Source organism: Loktanella atrilutea, from assembly GCF_900128995.1.
Taxonomy (GTDB): Bacteria; Pseudomonadota; Alphaproteobacteria; order Rhodobacterales; family Rhodobacteraceae; genus Loktanella; species Loktanella atrilutea.
Genome location: NZ_FQUE01000003.1, coordinates 255378 through 272255 on the forward strand (window position 1 = coordinate 255378; position 16878 = coordinate 272255).

General features: G+C 62.2%; 19 protein-coding genes. 11 read left to right on the forward strand and 8 right to left on the reverse strand.

Going from position 1 to position 16878, the window contains the following annotated elements; all coding sequences use genetic code 11:
• The first annotated feature begins 178 nt into the window (after positions 1-178).
• The 9 genes from BUA54_RS09015 to BUA54_RS09050 all read left to right on the forward strand — a co-directional run bounded on the left by BUA54_RS09015 (position 179) and on the right by BUA54_RS09050 (position 10017).
• The gene (locus BUA54_RS09015; protein ID WP_072856911.1) at positions 179-367 is read left to right on the forward strand and encodes a hypothetical protein; all 189 of its coding nucleotides are present in this window, start codon (positions 179-181) and stop codon (positions 365-367) included.
• Between the two features lie 22 nt (positions 368-389).
• Complete coding sequence (locus BUA54_RS09020; RefSeq protein WP_072856912.1) at positions 390-3458, forward strand: formate dehydrogenase subunit alpha; 3069 nt, start codon at positions 390-392, stop codon at positions 3456-3458.
• The gene (fdh3B, locus tag BUA54_RS09025; RefSeq protein WP_072856913.1) at positions 3458-4054 is read left to right on the forward strand and encodes a formate dehydrogenase FDH3 subunit beta; all 597 of its coding nucleotides are present in this window, start codon (positions 3458-3460) and stop codon (positions 4052-4054) included. Before BUA54_RS09020 ends, fdh3B begins: the two co-directional genes overlap by 1 nt.
• Positions 4051-5289 carry a formate dehydrogenase subunit gamma gene (locus BUA54_RS09030; protein ID WP_072856914.1) on the forward strand — a complete coding sequence of 413 codons (1239 nt, stop codon included), beginning with the start codon at positions 4051-4053 and terminating at the stop codon, positions 5287-5289. The genes fdh3B and BUA54_RS09030 overlap by 4 nt, the downstream gene beginning before the upstream one ends.
• Positions 5286-5429: a hypothetical protein gene (locus tag BUA54_RS21215; protein WP_178352731.1), complete on the forward strand. Its 144-nt coding sequence runs from the start codon at positions 5286-5288 to the stop codon at positions 5427-5429. The genes BUA54_RS09030 and BUA54_RS21215 overlap by 4 nt, the downstream gene beginning before the upstream one ends.
• 107 nt (positions 5430-5536) lie before the next feature.
• Positions 5537-6046 carry a 2Fe-2S iron-sulfur cluster-binding protein gene (locus tag BUA54_RS09035; protein WP_072856915.1) on the forward strand — a complete coding sequence of 170 codons (510 nt, stop codon included), beginning with the start codon at positions 5537-5539 and terminating at the stop codon, positions 6044-6046.
• A complete protein-coding gene (locus tag BUA54_RS09040) occupies positions 6043-7026 on the forward strand; it encodes an FAD binding domain-containing protein (RefSeq protein WP_072856916.1) in 984 nt (327 codons plus the stop codon). Before BUA54_RS09035 ends, BUA54_RS09040 begins: the two co-directional genes overlap by 4 nt.
• Positions 7023-9218: a xanthine dehydrogenase family protein molybdopterin-binding subunit gene (locus BUA54_RS09045; protein WP_072856917.1), complete on the forward strand. Its 2196-nt coding sequence runs from the start codon at positions 7023-7025 to the stop codon at positions 9216-9218. Before BUA54_RS09040 ends, BUA54_RS09045 begins: the two co-directional genes overlap by 4 nt.
• Before the next feature lie 151 nt (positions 9219-9369).
• Positions 9370-10017, forward strand: a complete 648-nt coding sequence (locus BUA54_RS09050) for a hypothetical protein (RefSeq protein ID WP_143155383.1) — start codon at positions 9370-9372, stop codon at positions 10015-10017.
• Positions 10018-10024: 7 nt separating this feature from the next.
• On the opposite strand, the gene BUA54_RS09055 is transcribed toward BUA54_RS09050, so the two are convergent.
• The 7 genes from BUA54_RS09055 to pyk all read right to left on the reverse strand — a co-directional run bounded on the left by BUA54_RS09055 (position 10025) and on the right by pyk (position 14346).
• The gene (locus BUA54_RS09055) at positions 10025-10471 is read right to left on the reverse strand and encodes an ASCH domain-containing protein (protein ID WP_072856919.1); all 447 of its coding nucleotides are present in this window, start codon (positions 10469-10471) and stop codon (positions 10025-10027) included.
• Positions 10472-10474: 3 nt separating this feature from the next.
• A complete protein-coding gene (locus BUA54_RS09060) occupies positions 10475-10756 on the reverse strand; it encodes a YrhK family protein (RefSeq protein WP_072856920.1) in 282 nt (93 codons plus the stop codon).
• Positions 10756-11826 carry a phenylalanine--tRNA ligase subunit alpha gene (gene pheS, locus BUA54_RS09065; protein WP_072856921.1) on the reverse strand — a complete coding sequence of 357 codons (1071 nt, stop codon included), beginning with the start codon at positions 11824-11826 and terminating at the stop codon, positions 10756-10758. The genes BUA54_RS09060 and pheS overlap by 1 nt, the downstream gene beginning before the upstream one ends.
• Before the next feature lie 133 nt (positions 11827-11959).
• A complete protein-coding gene (rplT, locus tag BUA54_RS09070; protein WP_072856922.1) occupies positions 11960-12322 on the reverse strand; it encodes a 50S ribosomal protein L20 in 363 nt (120 codons plus the stop codon).
• Between the two features lie 12 nt (positions 12323-12334).
• Positions 12335-12535 (reverse strand): 50S ribosomal protein L35, encoded by a 201-nt coding sequence (rpmI, locus tag BUA54_RS09075; protein WP_072856923.1) that lies wholly within the window; start codon positions 12533-12535, stop codon positions 12335-12337.
• A gap of 108 nt (positions 12536-12643) precedes the next feature.
• Positions 12644-12868 carry a hypothetical protein gene (locus BUA54_RS09080; protein WP_072856924.1) on the reverse strand — a complete coding sequence of 75 codons (225 nt, stop codon included), beginning with the start codon at positions 12866-12868 and terminating at the stop codon, positions 12644-12646.
• Between the two features lie 32 nt (positions 12869-12900).
• Positions 12901-14346: a pyruvate kinase gene (gene pyk, locus BUA54_RS09085; RefSeq protein WP_072856925.1), complete on the reverse strand. Its 1446-nt coding sequence runs from the start codon at positions 14344-14346 to the stop codon at positions 12901-12903.
• Between the two features lie 128 nt (positions 14347-14474).
• Between pyk and BUA54_RS09090 the strand changes: the two genes are divergently transcribed.
• Together BUA54_RS09090 and BUA54_RS09095 are read left to right on the forward strand one after the other, a co-directional pair.
• Positions 14475-15212: an N-formylglutamate amidohydrolase gene (locus tag BUA54_RS09090; protein ID WP_072856926.1), complete on the forward strand. Its 738-nt coding sequence runs from the start codon at positions 14475-14477 to the stop codon at positions 15210-15212.
• Between the two features lie 12 nt (positions 15213-15224).
• Positions 15225-15515 (forward strand): DUF1244 domain-containing protein, encoded by a 291-nt coding sequence (locus BUA54_RS09095; RefSeq protein WP_072856927.1) that lies wholly within the window; start codon positions 15225-15227, stop codon positions 15513-15515.
• 38 nt (positions 15516-15553) lie between these two features.
• Here BUA54_RS09095 and preA read toward each other — a convergent pair whose 3' ends face one another.
• The gene (gene preA / locus BUA54_RS09100; RefSeq protein WP_072856928.1) at positions 15554-16858 is read right to left on the reverse strand and encodes an NAD-dependent dihydropyrimidine dehydrogenase subunit PreA; all 1305 of its coding nucleotides are present in this window, start codon (positions 16856-16858) and stop codon (positions 15554-15556) included.
• Between the last annotated feature and the right edge of the window lie 20 nt (positions 16859-16878).

Sequence of the window (16878 nt, forward strand, 5' to 3'; positions counted from 1 at the left end):
AGGGCGTGACGGATTGCCCCGGGTCGCAGGCGACCGACGGCAATTTCCTCGTCTTGCCAAGACGTTTCGTGATTATTCGACCTGCGTCAGATCAAGTTCGGGTGGCATGGCCGTGGGTTTGACCTTGCCGCTTTGTCTCGTTGCTATAGACTTGACCCTACCCAAAACGGTGAGACCCATGTCCGACAACCCCGATCCGATCCGTCGCCGCTTCCTCGCGGGTGTGCCCTTGGCCTCGGTCAGCCTGGCTCTCGGGGCAGGCGCGGCAGAGGCGGCGGTCCCTGCGCCGCTATCCGTCGATCCCCGTCAGCCGCAGTTCGTGACAACGGACCACGTCGCCACCTACTACCGGCTGTCCCGCAGCTGATCCCCAACAGGAAGACCTTGTGATGTTGCGCCGCCGTACAACGACACCGACCGCCCCGACGCCCCGCACGGGCGGCACCCGCCGTGAATTCCTGCGCAACTCGGGCCTGGCCGGCCTTGCGCTGGGCGCCATCGGCAGCAGCGCAGGCCGCGTCGTCCAGGCCCAGGCAGCTCCCGCTACGCCGCCCATGTCGACCACGTATCACAAGACGATCTGCCAGTTCTGCTCGGTCGGCTGCTCCCTTTGGGCAGAGGTCGAGAACGGGGTCTGGGTCGGGCAGGAGCCGGCCTTTGAATCGCCGATCAACCAAGGCACGCATTGCGCCAAGGGTGCTGCCATGCGCGAAATCGCCGTGGGCGATCGCCGTCTGAAGTATCCGATGAAGAAAGTCGCAGGCGAGTGGACCCGGATCAGCTGGGATCAGGCGATCAGCGAGCTTGGCGAAAAGCTGAACGGGATTCGCGACGAGTTCGGACCGGATTCCGTCTACTGGCTGGGTTCTGCCAAATTCTCGAACGAGCAGAGCTACCTGTTCCGCAAGCTGGCAGCGTTCTGGGGGACGAACAACGTCGATCATCAGGCGCGGATCTGTCATTCGACTACCGTCGCCGGCGTGGCCAACATCTATGGCTACGGCGCCATGACGAACACGTTCAACGACATCCGCAATTCGAAGTCGATCCTCATCATCGGCGGCAACCCCGCCGAGGCGCACCCCGTGTCGATGCTGCATGTGCTGGCCGGGCGCGAGAACGGCGGCAAGATGATCGTCGTCGATCCCCGCTTCACGCGCACTGCCGCTCATGCCGATGAATACGTGCGCATTCGGCCGGGTGCCGACATCGGCTTCATGCTGGGTCTGGTGCGGGAAATTTTCGCCAACGGGTGGGAAGACAAGGAATACATCAAAAGCCGCGTCTGGGGCATGGATCAGATCAGGGAAGAGGTCGAGCGCTGGACTCTGGAAGAGGTCGAGCGCGTCTCCGGCATCCCGGCAGAACAGACCGCCCGCGTGGCCAGGACGCTGGCCGAAAACCGCCCCGGTACATTGATCTGGTGCATGGGCCTGACCCAGTCCACCGTCGGCAGCTCCAAGACCCGCGCGGCATCCATCTTGCAGCTCGTTCTGGGCAACATCGGCAAGAAGGGCGGCGGGGCGAACATCTTCCGCGGCCATGACAATGTGCAGGGTGCTACCGATCTTGGTGTGTCCTGCGATACGCTGCCAGCCTACTATGGCCTGAGTGGCGGAGCGTGGAAGCACTGGTGCCGCGTCTGGGACGTGGACTATGAGTGGATGAAGGGCCGGTTTGGTAGCCAGGACCTGATGCAGGCCGAGGGGATGCCTCTGTCGCGCTACATGGATGCCATTCTCGAACCCGCAGATAACCTTGACCAACCCAGCCCGGTCAAGGGCATGATCTTCTGGGGCCATGCCGCCAACTCCATCACCCGCGGGCCAGAGCAGCGCGAGGCGCTGGACAAGGTCGACGTTCTTTGCGTGGTCGACCCGCATCCGACGCAAGTCGCGATCATGTCGAACAAGCAGGACAACGTCTATCTCCTGCCCGCCTCCTCGACGGCAGAGATTCACGGCTCCGTCACGAACTCCAGCCGGTCCCTGCAGTGGCGAGACAAGGTGTTTGATCCGCTGTTCGAGGCGAAGTCGGATTACGAGATTACCTATCTTTTGGCCAAGGCATTCGGTTTTGCGGACGAGATGTTCAAACACATCGGCGTCCAGAACAACGAGCCGATTGCAGAGGACATGCTGCGCGAGATCAATGCGGGCACTTGGACCATCGGCTACACTGCACAAAGCCCGGAGCGGCTGAAGCTGCACATGCAGCATCAGGACAAGTTCGACAGCGTTACGCTGAAAGGCATGGCGGAACCCGTGCTGGGTGAATACTACTGTTTGCCCTGGCCGGCGTGGGGCAATCCCAAGGACGGGCACCCGGGTACTCCGATCCTCTATGACGCATCAGAACCGGTAGCCGAAGGCGGCCTGCCGTTCCGCGCCCGCTGGGGGGTGGAGCATGACGGTGAGAACCTTCTGGCCGAGGACAGCTGGACGCCGGGTTCCGAAATTCAGGACGGTTATCCTGAAGGCACGCTCGGCATGATCGAGGCGTTGGGATGGGCTGACGAGTTCACCCCTCGCGAACGGCTTATCATCGCCGCGATTGGTGCAGACCGGTTCACCCATGACATGCTGGCCATGGACGATGCAGCGGCGCAGGTTGCGCTCGACGACCTGTCTGGCGCGTTCGAAGGCAGCATGAAAGCGCAGATGAACGACGTCAGCGCCGATTTCCCCGGCTATCCGAAAAATGCCCTGACGGCGATCGCCGCCTATCTGGTCACGCAGAAACCCGACGGGTCCAACGCCGACGGTGGCGGCAACGATCTGGCTGGCCAGGTGCGCGGCGTGAACTGGAAAACCGACCTGTCCGGCGGCATCCAGCGCGTGATGATCGCCCACGGGCTGGCGCCCTACGGCAATGGTAAGGCAAGGTCTGTCGTCTGGACTTTCCCGGACGCGATTCCAAAGCACCGCGAACCGCTTTTGACGGCGCGCCGCGACCTGCTGCCGGAGTACAAGACCTACGAAGACCAGCGCAAATGGCGTGTGCCGGTGCTGTATGAAAGCATCCAGAACATTGATTACGCCAAGGACTATCCGATCCAGCTGACCTCCGGTCGCCTCGTGGAATACGAGGGCGGCGGCGACGAGACCCGGTCGAACAAGTGGCTGGCCGAGTTCCAGCAGCAGATGTTCGTCGAGATCAACCCAGCCGACGCCGGTCGTGCCGGTGTGGCCGACGGCAACGATTGCTGGGTCGCGTCCCCCAACGGACGGATCAAGGTCAAGGCGCTGGTAACACCGCGTGTCGGAGAGGGAACGGTATTCCTGCCGTTCCACTTTGCAGGCTTCTGGATGGGCGAAGATCTGACGCCCAAGTATCCAAAAGGTACCGAACCCTACGTCTTTGGCGAGGCGACGAATACGATTCAGACCTACGGGTATGATATCGTGACACAAATGCAAGAAACAAAGGCAACGCTCTGCCGGATCGAGGCTGTCTGATGGCACGTTTGAAATTTCTTTGCGACACGGACCGCTGCATCGAATGCAACGCCTGCGCGACTTCGTGCAAGAACGAGCATGAAGTGCCTTGGGGCATGGTCCGGCGACGGGTCGTGACCATCGATGACGGTCAGCCCGGCGAGAAATCGGTCGCGATCTCCTGCATGCACTGCACTGATGCGCCCTGCGTCGCGGTCTGCCCGGTCAGCACGCTTTACCAGACTGATATCGGCGTCGTCCTGCATGACAAGGACACCTGCATCGGGTGCGGTTACTGCTTCTATGCCTGCCCCTTCGGTGCGCCGCAGTTCCCGCGCGCGACGCTGTTCGGCACGCGCGGCACGATGGACAAATGCACCTATTGCGCAGGCGGACCCGAGGAGAACGGGTCCGAGGCGGAGTTCAAGAAGTACGGCCGTAACCGCATTGCGGAAGGCAAACTGCCGATCTGCGCCGAAGTCTGTTCGACCCGCGCGCTGCTCGCCGGCGACGGCGACGTCATCGGAGAGATTTACCGCGAGCGCGTCGTCGCACGAGGCTTCGGGTCCGGTGCCTGGGGCTGGAAAACCGCATATTATCCGGAGCAGGGCGCATGAGCGACGAGGTCATTGTTCACGGGCGGGACTTCACCCGCTACCGGATCGGCGGCGCCATCGTTGCCTTCATCCTCGCGATTGCGCTGGCGTGGCAGATCTTCGAGATCTTCGACGGCGATGCCCGCACGGTGCCCGAAGTCCGTTGGGGTGTGACGGAGTACAACGGCAAGGAAATGGGGGCGCAGGATGCGGCCAGTGGGCTGCTAAGCGGCGTGGCACTCGCCGACCGGACGACCTTTCAGGCGGAACGCTATCAAACCGGACCCTCTCCGGAAAAGGCGCGTCCGGATTACAGCGTCGTGCCTGACACGATGATGACGACCGCCCCGATGGACAACGGCGACAAGCTGACCCAAAGCTGGGCGATCTATGGCGACGATACCGGCACGATGTTGCGACCGGCGCAGCGGACCAGCGGAATTTCTTCACTGCCTTATCCAAACGCGGCACTGTTCGAGAGACCTTTCGGTCGCGACTGGCGACTGGGGGTCGCCGATATCGCAACGCATCTGGGTGCGATGGCGATCCTCGGGATGGGCTTTCTGCTGGCATTGATCCTGGCCGTCCGCGGTCGCGTACCGATTGCCCACGGGCGCAGCAACCACACGGTCCGTCGCTTTACGCTGTTCGAACGTGCGACCCACTGGCTGACTTCCGTCAGCTTCATCGGGTTGGCGTTGACAGGGCTGGTCATCGCTTTCGGCAAGACCCTTTTGGCCCCGTTCGGCGAAGCTGCCTTGGGCGCGGTTGGCTGGATTTCGACCTGGGGCCACATGATGTTCTTCCCCTCCTTCGCGATCGGGATCATCCTGATGGCCGTCATGTGGATGGGTCGCAACATCCCGGAAAAGCGTGACCTGCACTGGTTGCGGCATCTGGGCGGCATGGCGACGGACGGTGGCCATGTCCCCGCCAAAAAGTTCAACGCCGGACAAAAGCTGATCTTCTGGTCGGCTATCCTCGGCGGCGCGCTGATGGTCGCCAGTGGCGTCACGCTGATGTTCCCCTATTACTGGGCGACACTCGGCACGCTGTCCTGGGCAATGCTGATCCATGCAATCATCGGGCTGTTGCTGATCGCGATCTTCATCGGACATATCTACATCGGTACCGTGGGCATGCAGGGCGCGTTCTGGGCCATGTGGGGCGGTCGGGTCGACCGCAACTGGGCAAAGGAACACCACGAAATCTGGCTTGATCAGATCGAAGGACGCACGGGAAGGACATACAAATGACCGCGTTTCTGATGGGTGCCGGAACTGCCATCGTGCTGGCGACGCTGACATTCTTCGCCATGCAGGCCGGGACCGTCGCGATGACGGCACGGTTCGACTCACCCAATCTGCACCTGACGGATTACATGCTGCCAGATTGACGCAGACCGGCGGTCGCCGGGAACCTGCGGGGACTTCGGCGTGTTGGATGATCAGACGGTGAACGGGTGTTCGCCAGACCGATATTCCCAGCACGAAGGACGGCCCGATGAAGACGAGCCTCAAGATCAATGGCGAGGTCCATGACCTCGACGCGGACAGCCGCACGACGCTTCTGGATGCCCTGCGCAACCATCTTGACCTGACCGGCACGAAGAAGGGCTGCGACCACGGGCAATGCGGCGCCTGCACGGTCATCGTGAATGGCCGTCGCATCAATTCCTGCCTGTCGCTGGCGTGCATGCACGACGGTGATGAGATCACGACGATCGAGGGGCTGGGCCAGCCCGGCAATCTGTCGGATCTGCAGGCTGCTTTCGTCAAGCACGACGGCTACCAGTGCGGTTACTGCACCCCCGGGCAGATTTGTTCGGCCACTGCGATGCTGCAAGAAGTCAAGGACGGATGGCCCAGCCACGTATCTGACAGCCTTACGGGAACCTACGACCTGACCGAAGCCGAAATCTCGGAACGGATGTCCGGCAACTTGTGCCGCTGCGCGGCCTATCCCAACATCGTCGACGCCATTCGCGACGCAGCCGGAAAGGTCCAGTCATGAAGCCTTTCGACTACATTCGCGCCGAGGATACCGGCCATGCGACATCTGCCGCGGGACAGGGGGCCACGATCATCGCCGGCGGCACCAACCTGCTGGACCTGATGAAGCTGGAGGTCCTGCAGCCTGACGCGCTCATCGACATCAACCGCCTTGATCTGAAGCAGATCACAGAAGCGGATGGTGGCCTGCGCATCGGTGCGCTGGTCACGAACTCCGACCTTGCGGCCGACATGCGCGTTCGTACCGATTACCCGGTGCTGAGCGAGGCTTTGTTGGCGGGCGCATCTGGTCAGCTGCGTAACAAGGCGACGACCGCCGGCAACCTGCTGCAGCGGACGCGGTGCTATTATTTTTACGACACCGCCATGCCCTGCAACAAGCGAGAGCCAGGGACGGGCTGCCAGGCCATGGAAGGCGCGACCCGTCTGCATGCGATCCTCGGCGGCAGCGATCAGTGCATCGCAACCCATCCCAGCGACATGGCGGTCGCCATGCGGGCACTTGCTGCGGTGGTGGAAATCGAAGCTGCCAATGGTGAAACCCGGCATGTGCCCTTGTCCGACTTCTACCTTCTGCCCGGCGACACGCCGCATATCGAAAACGTCCTGCGCAAGGGGGATCTGATTACCGCGGTGATCCTGCCTGCCGCTCCCAAGGGGGCGCAGACCTACCGCAAGGTGCGCGACCGCGCATCCTACGCGTTTGCCATGGTTTCCGTCGCCGCTCGGATCGAGATGGACGGGGATACGGTAAAGGACGCGGCACTGGCCTTTGGCGGCATCGCGCCGCAACCATGGCGGGATGCAGACGCGGAAAACGCGTTGATCGGCAAGCCTGCCACGAAAGAGACCTTCAACGCCGTCGCGGATATCCTTCTGAAGAACGCTGATCCGAAGAAGGACAACGCGTTCAAGGTGCCATTGGCGCGGCGGACCCTGATCGCGACACTCAACGAACTTTGCGGAAAGGACGTCGCATGAACGCCCATCTGAAAATGGACAAGCCTGACAACCGGAACCGGTTGGACAACATGGCGCAGGGCCTGATCCATACGGGCATGGATCGCCCGGAAGGCCCGCTGAAAGTCACCGGCACGGCAACCTACGCACACGAGGATCATCAGCCCGGCATGCTGCATGGTGTCTTGGTCCGCGCGACGATCGCACGTGGCACGCTCGACAGCATCGACGCTGCTGCGATCGAAAAGCTGCCCGGGATCCGCAAGGTGATGCACGGCGATAAATTCCTCCGCAACCCGGCGCAAGGCACGGCCAACGAAGCCCCGGTGCAGGGCAGTTCCGAGATCTATTATCTTGGACAGCCCGTCGCCCTCGTGGTGGCAGAGACATTCGAGCAGGCGCGCCACGGTGCACAGTCGCTCGAACTGCAAGTGACGGCAAAGAGCGCAGTTACTAGCCCGGATTCGGATGACGCCAAGGTCGAGACGCCGGACGACCAGCAAAGCAGCATGGGCGACCTCGATGCAGCAATGAAAGATGCGGCATATACGGTCGAGGAAACCTACACTACGCCCGGTCACACCTCTGCGCCGATGGAGCCGCATGCCGCGATTGCATGGTGGGAAGACGACAAGCTGATCCTGCGGTCGACCTCCCAGATGGTCAAATACAACGTCAACGAAGTTGCCGACTCCGTAGGCATTTCGGCGGATGACGTCCATCTGATGTCGCCCTACGTCGGCGGCGGGTTCGGGTCCAAGCTGGGCATCTCGCCCGATGCGGTCGCCGCCGCATTGGCCGCCCGCGAATTGGGGGCCCCCGTTTCTGTCGCAATGTCGCGGCAACAGGTCTTCGAGTCGACCATGCGCCGGTCGGAAACTGTGCAGCATTTTCGCCTTGCCGCTGACAAAGACGGCAAACTGACGGGGATTGGCCATCGCGCGCGCGTTTCGCAACTGCCGGACGAGAGCTTTTCAGAGCCGGTGACGCAGGCAACCCCATTTCTCTATCGCGGTGAAAACCGAGAGATCGGAATGGAAATCGTGCGCATCAACTCCACCTGCGCCGGATCCGTCCGCGCGCCGGGCGAGGCGGTGGGGATTACGGCCCTCGAAATCGCGATGGACGAATTGGCCGTGAAGACGGGCATCGATCCTGTCGAACTGCGCAAGCGCAACATTCCCGAAAAGGACCCCAGCGACGGACGCGATTTTTCATCCCATACACTTGCGGCGGCCCTCGACGACGGTGCGGAAACGTTTGGCTGGAAAGATCGCACGTCCGGCCAGACGGATGGCGAGTGGCTCATCGGCTACGGCATGTCCTCTGCCGTGCGCGTCAACATGATCGGTGAAAGCCACGCCCGCGTAACCCTGAATCCCGACGGCACGGTTTTGATTGAAACCGACATGACCGACATCGGCACGGGGACCTATGCAATTTTGACACAAATTGCCGGAGAGATGCTGGGCGTCTCGCAGGACCGGATCGAAACGCGTCTCGGCGACAGCAACCTGCCGAAATCGGCAGGATCGGGTGGCTCCTGGGGGGCTTCCTCTGCCGGATCGTCCGTGTTTCTGGCTTGCGAAAAGCTGCGGCAGGAGATCGCAAAGAAGCTTGGCTGTGACGAGGCGGACCTGACACTCAGGGACGGCACCGCCACGGCGGCCAACAAGCAGACACCGCTGTCTGACCTTGTCGGTGGCAGCCCGATGGAGTCGACCGGCGTGATCGAACCCGGCAAGACGATGAAGGAAGTGCGTCAGGCCACCTTTGGCGCGTTCTTCTGCGAGGTCGGTGTCAACCGAGTCACCGGCGAAACGCGGCTCCGTCGGATGCACGGCAGCTTTGCCGCCGGGCGCATTCTGAACGCGAAAACCGCGCGGTCCCAGTGTCTGGGCGGCATGACCTTTGGCATTGGTATGGCCCTGACCGAAGAGCTGATCCACGACGCCCGTGACGGACACATCGTCAATCGCGATCTGGGTGAATACCACATCCCGGTAAACGCTGACGTGCCGCAATTAACGGTTAATTTTCTGGAAGAGCGTGATCCCTACGCCAACCCTATGCAATCCAAGGGCATCGGCGAATTGGGGATCTGCGGCGCTGCCGCCTGCATTCTGAACGCAATCCACGACGCGACGGGCGTGAGGGTTCGCGACCTGCCGGCCACGATGGACAAGGTCCTGCCCGGCCTGCCCGACCTTTGATCGACCGCGCACCGCCCGCTGACCCGGGCGGTGCGCTACCGACGATAAGTCGCGCTTCAGGGGAACGCCGCTGCTGCCGCCGAAGTGATATCGCATACGCATCGTGCCTGACATAAGGTGCCGCAACCTTTCCGTCTCATGGATGACACCGATGCTTCGCCTGCCCTTGATTGCTGCTCTCACGTTGCTCGCCGGCTCCGCAGTCGCGGAGCAACAGAATTTTGCCATGATGCTTGGTAATCGCCAGCTTGGGACCCTCGCTTTCAATGGCAGTGGATCGGACGTTCACCTGGTTTCACGGCTCGACAACACGCCGCTCGGTGTCGCAGATGGCACGTTCGAAGCTGTAACCCGGAGCAAGGGCGAAACCGTCGAATACCTGGGGAGCAATCGCGGCAGCAAGACCCGCGACATCGCCCTGACCCGCGAAGGCACGAAAGTGACCGCGGTAACGGTAACGCCGGCCGACGAAATGACGAACCTGTCTGACGTGGCCAGTGTGCCTGACGGAACATTGACGACTGCAGAAATCTTCGGCGTTCTTGCGAACGGTACGACCTGCCCGAACCCCCTGACCATGTACGATGGCCGTCGTGTCGTGCAGATGGCCACCACGGCCATGAATAAGAGCGCAGAGATGGTGACCTGTGACATGTCCTACCGCGTCACGGCAGGGAAGGGGCATCTGTCACCCTTCAACTTCAAATCCCTCTCGATGACAGCAGTCTATCGCTCTGGCGCCCTTGCGCAGATCACTGTCAGCGCAGGAGGGTTCGACCTGAACCTGGTTCGTCAGTAGCAGCCGACTAAAGGCTGCGTCCGTCCAGATCCTCGACCAATTCGGAGAATTCGAAAATCAGGGGCATGTCGTCGGACCAGCCGCCATTGCGCTTGAAATAGGCCTCTTTCGACGTGCGCCAGCCCTGCAGCGTATAGGTGCTGCTTTCCGCCTCGGCCATCTCCTCGGTCACGTCGCAGAACCTGACCTGCACGACTTGGGTCGTGTGCACGACCAATGCAGGCGACCCGCCCCAGTTCGCGGCGATATCGCAGCGGCCGACGACGGGCATGGCGTCCGGATCGTCCTTCAGATCTCGCCACGGCGCGCAATTCGCTGACTTCTGACCCTTGCGGACAAGATCGATCTGCTGCTGGCACTCGGCCTTCGTGTTGCCAAAGCGAAAGGTGCCGGCCCCGGGATAAAGGTCGTTCAGGTCCACGATCGCGTCGTAATCATCGTCGCTGTTCGTCATCGATTAGCCCTCGTATCGGTGGGCCAGATCAGCGGCATCGCCGATCCGGGCAAGATGGATTTCACGCGACAACTTCAGTGTGGGTTTGACGGCAAACAGAATCGATCCGACCAGGAACAACCATAGGGCTACGGTTTCGGTGGTGGACCAGAAGAAAAAGATGGACCCGACGACAAAGCAGCTTGCCGCGCCGAAATCCACGCTGGTCCGGGCGATCTCGTAGAGCGCGAAAATGCGTTTTTGTCGCCGTGACGACCGGTTGTCCTGATGGAACAGAATAGCCATCACCGCGACAACCCGCCTCGTAGTGTCGGCACGTCCAGTGCAGAAAACCCGTAATGCCGGAGCCAGCGCAGGTCGCTGTCGAAGAACGCCCGCAGGTCGGGGATGCCGTACTTCAGCATAGCGATCCGGTCGATGCCCATGCCAAAGGCAAAGCCCTGCCATTGCGTTGGATCGACCTTCGCCGCCTCCAGCACCTTGGGGTGCACCATGCCGCTGCCAAGCACTTCCAGCCAGCCATCACCCTCCCCGACCTTCAGCTGCCCGTCGACCCATGTACATTGGATGTCGACCTCTGCCGATGGCTCGGTGAACGGGAAATGAGAGGCCCGGAACCGCGTCTTCACGTCGGCATCGAAGTAGGCAGAGAAGAACTCTTCCAGCACCCATTTCAGGTTCGCCATGCTGACGTCCCTGTCGATGGCCAACCCCTCGACCTGATTGAACATCGGCGTGTGGGTCTGGTCGTAATCGGCACGGTAGACGCGGCCGGGGCAGATGATCCGCATCGGCGCGCCCTGCGCCTCCAGCGAGCGGATCTGCACGGGGCTGGTATGAGTGCGGAGTACGGCGGGTGCGCGATCGTCGCCGGCTGCCCGCTTCATGTAGAAGGTATCCATCTCGGCCCGGGCCGGGTGGTGGCCGGGGATGTTCAACGCGTCAAAATTATACCAGTCGCTTTCGACTTGCGGGCCTTCGGCCACGGCGAAACCCATGTCCGCGAAAATTGCGGTCACTTCCTCCGTGACCTGCGAAATCGGGTGCAGCGTTCCTTGCGGGCGGTGGCGTATTGGCAGGGTGACGTCCAGCCACTCACTGCGCAGACGCGCATCCAGGGCGGCATCGCCCAGCGCAGTCTTCTTGGCGATCAATGCCGAGTTGATCTCGTCCTTCAGCGCATTCAGGGCGGGACCCGCGGTCTGGCGCTGCTCGGGGCTCATCTTGCCCAACTCGCGCATTTGCAAGGAAATTTCGCCCTTCTTGCCAAGCGCCTGCACGCGCAGATCCTCGATACGGGCCTCGTTCGAGGCATCCGCGATCAGGCCAAGGTATTTCTGCTTGAGGTCATCCATGAGAACCGCTCCGCGCCCGCATCAAAAGTTGTGGTGTGAATAGGCGTTCCACCCTTGCGCCGCAAGGGCGTGGCGGCGGAACGACAAAGGCCGCCCCGACGGGGCGGCCTTCGCGGAAACACTTCGGATCGGTTCAGGCGGCCAGGGCGTCCTTGGCCTTGTTCACGATCGCAGCGAAAGCATCGGGCTCGTGCACGGCCAGATCGGCCAAGACCTTGCGGTCCACTTCGATCCCGGCCAGCGACAGGCCGTTGATGAAGCGGGAATAGGTCATCGCCTCGTCCACGGACCGGACACCTGCGTTGATCCGCTGGATCCACAGGCTGCGGAAGTTCCGCTTGCGGACGTGCCGGTCGCGGGTTGCATATTGGTTCGCCTTGTCGACGGCCTGCTTGGCGACCTTGAAGGTCTTGGAGCGACGGTCGAAATAACCCTTGGCAGCGTCGAGAACTTTCTTGTGACGACGGTGCGTGACGGTTCCACCTTTAACGCGCATATCAAATTCTCCTTATCGTGCGTAGGGCATCATCGGCTTGATGATCTTCTCATCAGCCTTCGACAGGATGGTCGTGCCGCGTGCGTCACGAATGAACTTGGTGGTGCGCTTGATCATGCCGTGGCGCTTGCCGGCCTGACCCGCCTTGATCCGGCCGGAGGCCGTCATGCTGAACCGCTTTTTGCAGCTCGATTTCGTCTTCATCTTCGGCATTTCCGTCTCCTCTGGGGTAGCGGTGAACGCGCGACTCGGCATGCCAACTTGGCCGGACGCGCGGGTTGAAGGCGCCGTATAGGCGGAGGTCGCGGGAATGGCAAGCCGTCAGTGGGTAAAGGACGCGATGACCCGCATAAAGGCATCCGGAGTATTTGCCAGCGTGTAGGTCATCGGACGTTCATTCACGACATAGCCGATCATCACGGCACCGATCAGGATGATTAGTGCAGGCGCACGTGGCGCGCGCCCGTCCATGAACGCACTCAGGGTCGCGGGAATGGCCATCACGCAAATGATGACACCGACGACGAAGACCAGGTCGGTGTCCAAAACGAAGCCTCATAACTTGCTATGTCGCAAGGTTACTCGGAATCGGAGGCGTAAATCAACCGTTCTGCACAGGGGGCGACGCGCAGGATGTTCGTCGAACCCGGGGTATTGAAGGGCACGCCGGCAGTGACGACGATCATGTCGTCTTCCGTGGCCATGCCTTCGGCCTTGGCCGCGCGGACTGCGGCAATCACCGCGTCCTTGAACCGGTCGACTGACCCGGTCATCACGCAGTTCGTCCCCCAGGTCAGACACAGCCGCCGCGCCGTTCCCATTTCGTTGGTCAGGGCAAGGATCGGCACGCGCGGCCGTTCACGCGCAACCAGAAGCGCCGTCGTGCCCCGTTGGGAAAAGCAGACGATCGCCTTGATATCGGCGGTCTCCGCGATTTCGCGGGCGGCCGCGACGATGCCATCAGCCACAGAAGTGCGCGCGGCGCGCCGGCTGCTTTCGATGATCTCCGTATAGGTCGGGTCGGCTTCCACCTCCTGCGCGACGTTGTCCATCGTCTGGACGGCCTCTATCGGAAAGGAGCCGGCGGCGGATTCGGCGGACAGCATGATCGCATCGGCGCCTTCGTAGATCGCGGTCGCGACGTCGGACACCTCTGCCCGGGTCGGCATCGGCGACTCGATCATGGATTCCAGCATCTGCGTCGCCACGATCACCGGTTTGGCGGCGGCGCGGCACTTGCGCACCAGTTGCTTCTGGATCGGCGGAACGTTCTGCACGGGCAGTTCGACGCCCAGGTCGCCGCGGGCGACCATGATGCCGTCGCTGACGGCCAAAATTTCGTCAAAGACCTTTACGGCGTTCGGCTTCTCGATCTTGGACAGGATTGCGGCCCGGCCCTTGGCCAGTTCGCGCGCCTCGGTCACGTCGGCGGCCCGCTGGACGAACGACAACGCCAGCCAGTCGACGCCAAGGTCGCAGACGAAGTCCAGATCCTTCCGGTCCTTGGCGGACAAGGCGGCAAGTGGCAGGATCACGTCCGGGACGTTGACACCCTTGCGGTTAGAGATCGTGCCGCCGACGATGACCTCGCAATCCGCGAAATCGGCACCGCAATCCTTCACGCGCAGCTTGATCTTACCGTCGTTCACCAACAGATGCGCACCCGGCTCCAGGGCATCGAAGATCTCTTTGTGCGGTAATTTCACACGGGTGGCGTCGCCTTCGTCATCCTTCAGGTCCAGACGGAAGGACGCGCCGACTGCGAGGTTTTCTTCGCCATTTTTGAAGACGCCGACACGCAGTTTCGGCCCCTGCAGGTCCGCGAGGATGCAGATCGGGCTGCCAATGTCCGCCTCTACCTTGCGGATCATCGCATGGCGCACGCGGATTTCGTCGTGACTGCCGTGGGACATGTTCAGGCGAAATACATCTGCACCGGCCTCGTGCAGTTTGCGGATCATGTCGTAGCTGTTCGACGCCGGTCCAAGGGTGGCAACGATCTTCACGTGGCGGTTGCGTTTCATCGGCTCTTGTCCCTTTCGCAGCGAAGTTGACGGGTGTTAGCGGTAACGTCGCCGTCACGGCCCTTATTGCGCAATTCCAATCCTGTCACAACTAGCGTAAATGGCGTGTTTAAAGAATGACAGGTTCCATGACCGATACTGCCTACGAAATCACTGGCGCCGGCCGCCCGGGACGCTGGTTGATCACCTGCGATCACGCGACAAACATCGTGCCCGACTGGGTGAACGGCGGCGACCTCGGCCTGCCCTCGGCAGAGATGCAGCGCCATATTGCCTATGATGTCGGCGCCCTCGGCGTGGCCTTGGCCTTGGGAGAGGCGCTCGATTCTCCGGTTGCCGCGTCGCGCTTTTCCCGCCTCGTCATCGACCCCAACAGGGGAGAGCAGGACCCGACCCTGCTGATGAAGCTTTACGACGGGACCGTGATACCGGCCAACGCCCGTGCCGACGATGCAGACCTGACGCGCCGCCTGCAACTTTTGCACCGCCCCTATCACCGGGCTGTCGCGTCACTCGCCGAGAAACGGTCGGATCCGGTGATCTGCGCGGTCCACAGTTTCACACCCCAGCTGAATGGTCGCCCGCCACGCCCGTGGGAGATCGGCATACTCTATGCGACAGACGACCGGCTTGCGCGGCCTTTCATCGCCGCCTGTCGCGCGCAGGGCTGGACGACGGGGGACAATCAGCCCTACACCGGGCACCTGCCGGGCGACAGCATCGACCGGCATGCCCTCCAGCACGGCCGCCCGAACTTGCTGATCGAGGTGCGCCACGATCTGATCGCCACCGCAGCCGGACAAGCGACTTGGGCCACCCGTCTGGCGCCGATCCTGCAGCAGGTGCTGGCGGACAGCGAACTTTGAAGGAGTATGACGATGGACGACCAGACCCGTATCGAGCTTGAAGCCGCTGCGTTTCGTCGCCTGCAACAGCATCTGATGCAGGACCGCCATGACGTGCAGAACATCGACCTGATGAATATGGCCGGCTTCTGCCGGAACTGCCTGTCCCGTTGGTATCAGGAAGCGGCGAATGCCCGTGGCATCCCGATGTCGAAGGACGAGGGGCGCGAAGCATTCTATGGCATGCCCTATGCAGAATGGCAGGCCAACCACCAGACCGAGGCGACGCCGGACGCGAAGGCTGCGTTCAAGGACAGCCATTAGAACGTCCCGGCACCCCCGGCGGGGGTGCCGGCGATGGCTCATTCGGCTGCGACGGCGCCCGGATTGTTCGGGTGCGTCGTCCAGTTTGCGTAGTCGTCCAAGACGAGCTTGCCGGTCCGGGGGTCCGTCCGACCCGACGGCAGCTGCTCCATCGAAATGCAGTCCTGCACCGGGCAGACGTCGACGCAAAGGTTGCAGGCCACGCACTCCTCATCGATCACCGTAAAGGTCCGGTCTGCCGACATGGCGATCGCTTGGTGCGAAGTATCCTCGCAAGCCGCATAGCAGCGCCCGCAGGAAATGCATTTGTCCTGATCGATCTTTGCTTTGGCGATGTAGTTCAGGTTCAGATACTGCCAGTCCGTCACGTTGGGCACGGCGCGGCCGACGAAATCGGCGGTCGAGGCATAGCCCTTCTCGTCCATCCATTGCGACAGGCCGGACTTCATCTCGGCTACGATCTTGAAGCCGTAAGTCATCGCCGCCGTGCAGACCTGCACGTTGCCGCAGCCGAGCGCCATGAACTCCGCCGCGTCGCGCCAGGTGGTGATGCCGCCGATGCCGGAGATCGGCATCCCGCGCGTCGCCGGGTCGCGGGCGATCTCGGCCACCATGTTCATCGCGATGGGCTTCACGGCCGGCCCGCAATAGCCGCCGTGGGTGCCCTTGCCGTCGATCATCGGCTCGGGCGACATCGCGTCGAGGTTGACGGAGGTGATCGAGTTGATCGTGTTGATCAGGCTGACCGCATCCGCGCCGCCGTTCTTCGCCGCCTGCGCTGGCTTGCGGATGTCGGTGATATTGGGCGTCAGCTTCACGATCACCGGCCGCTGGTAGTACTGCTTGCACCAGCGCACGACCATTTCGATATATTCGGGCACTTGGCCCACGGCGGAGCCCATGCCGCGCTCGGCCATGCCGTGCGGGCAGCCGAAGTTCAGCTCGATCCCGTCGGCGTTCGTCTCCTCCACGCGCGGCAGGATGTCCTTCCATGCCTGCTCCTCGCAGGGCACCATGATCGAGGCGATCAGCGCGCGGTCGGGGTAGTCCGCCTTGACGCGGGCCATCTCCTCCAGGTTCACCTCGAGCGGGCGGTCGGTGATCAACTCGATGTTGTTCAAACCCAGCAATCGCCGGTCGGCGCCATAGATCGCGCCGTAACGCGGGCCGTTCACATTGACGACGGGCGGACCTTCGGCGCCAAGCGTCTTCCACACGACACCGCCCCACCCCGCCTCGAACGCGCGCCGGACGTTGTATTCCTTGTCCGTCGGCGGGGCGGAGGCGAGCCAGAATGGGTTGGGGCTTTGGATGCCAAGAAAGTCGGTGGTCAGGTCGGCCATTGTGGGTTCTCCGGGTTGGG

Coding starts and splice junctions, on each gene's coding strand:
- BUA54_RS09020 (WP_072856912.1), top strand. CDS start 390: ATGTTGCGCCGCCGTACAACGACACCGACCGCCCCGACGCCCCGCACG.
- BUA54_RS09030 (WP_072856914.1), top strand. CDS start 4,051: ATGAGCGACGAGGTCATTGTTCACGGGCGGGACTTCACCCGCTACCGG.
- BUA54_RS09050 (WP_143155383.1), top strand. CDS start 9,370: ATGCTTCGCCTGCCCTTGATTGCTGCTCTCACGTTGCTCGCCGGCTCC.
- rpmI (WP_072856923.1), bottom strand. CDS start 12,535: ATGCCGAAGATGAAGACGAAATCGAGCTGCAAAAAGCGGTTCAGCATG.
- BUA54_RS09045 (WP_072856917.1), top strand. CDS start 7,023: ATGAACGCCCATCTGAAAATGGACAAGCCTGACAACCGGAACCGGTTG.
- BUA54_RS21215 (WP_178352731.1), top strand. CDS start 5,286: ATGACCGCGTTTCTGATGGGTGCCGGAACTGCCATCGTGCTGGCGACG.
- BUA54_RS09095 (WP_072856927.1), top strand. CDS start 15,225: ATGGACGACCAGACCCGTATCGAGCTTGAAGCCGCTGCGTTTCGTCGC.
- BUA54_RS09015 (WP_072856911.1), top strand. CDS start 179: ATGTCCGACAACCCCGATCCGATCCGTCGCCGCTTCCTCGCGGGTGTG.
- rplT (WP_072856922.1), bottom strand. CDS start 12,322: ATGCGCGTTAAAGGTGGAACCGTCACGCACCGTCGTCACAAGAAAGTT.
- pheS (WP_072856921.1), bottom strand. CDS start 11,826: ATGGATGACCTCAAGCAGAAATACCTTGGCCTGATCGCGGATGCCTCG.
- fdh3B (WP_072856913.1), top strand. CDS start 3,458: ATGGCACGTTTGAAATTTCTTTGCGACACGGACCGCTGCATCGAATGC.
- BUA54_RS09090 (WP_072856926.1), top strand. CDS start 14,475: ATGACCGATACTGCCTACGAAATCACTGGCGCCGGCCGCCCGGGACGC.
- BUA54_RS09035 (WP_072856915.1), top strand. CDS start 5,537: ATGAAGACGAGCCTCAAGATCAATGGCGAGGTCCATGACCTCGACGCG.
- BUA54_RS09055 (WP_072856919.1), bottom strand. CDS start 10,471: ATGACGAACAGCGACGATGATTACGACGCGATCGTGGACCTGAACGAC.
- BUA54_RS09060 (WP_072856920.1), bottom strand. CDS start 10,756: ATGGCTATTCTGTTCCATCAGGACAACCGGTCGTCACGGCGACAAAAA.
- preA (WP_072856928.1), bottom strand. CDS start 16,858: ATGGCCGACCTGACCACCGACTTTCTTGGCATCCAAAGCCCCAACCCA.
- BUA54_RS09040 (WP_072856916.1), top strand. CDS start 6,043: ATGAAGCCTTTCGACTACATTCGCGCCGAGGATACCGGCCATGCGACA.
- pyk (WP_072856925.1), bottom strand. CDS start 14,346: ATGAAACGCAACCGCCACGTGAAGATCGTTGCCACCCTTGGACCGGCG.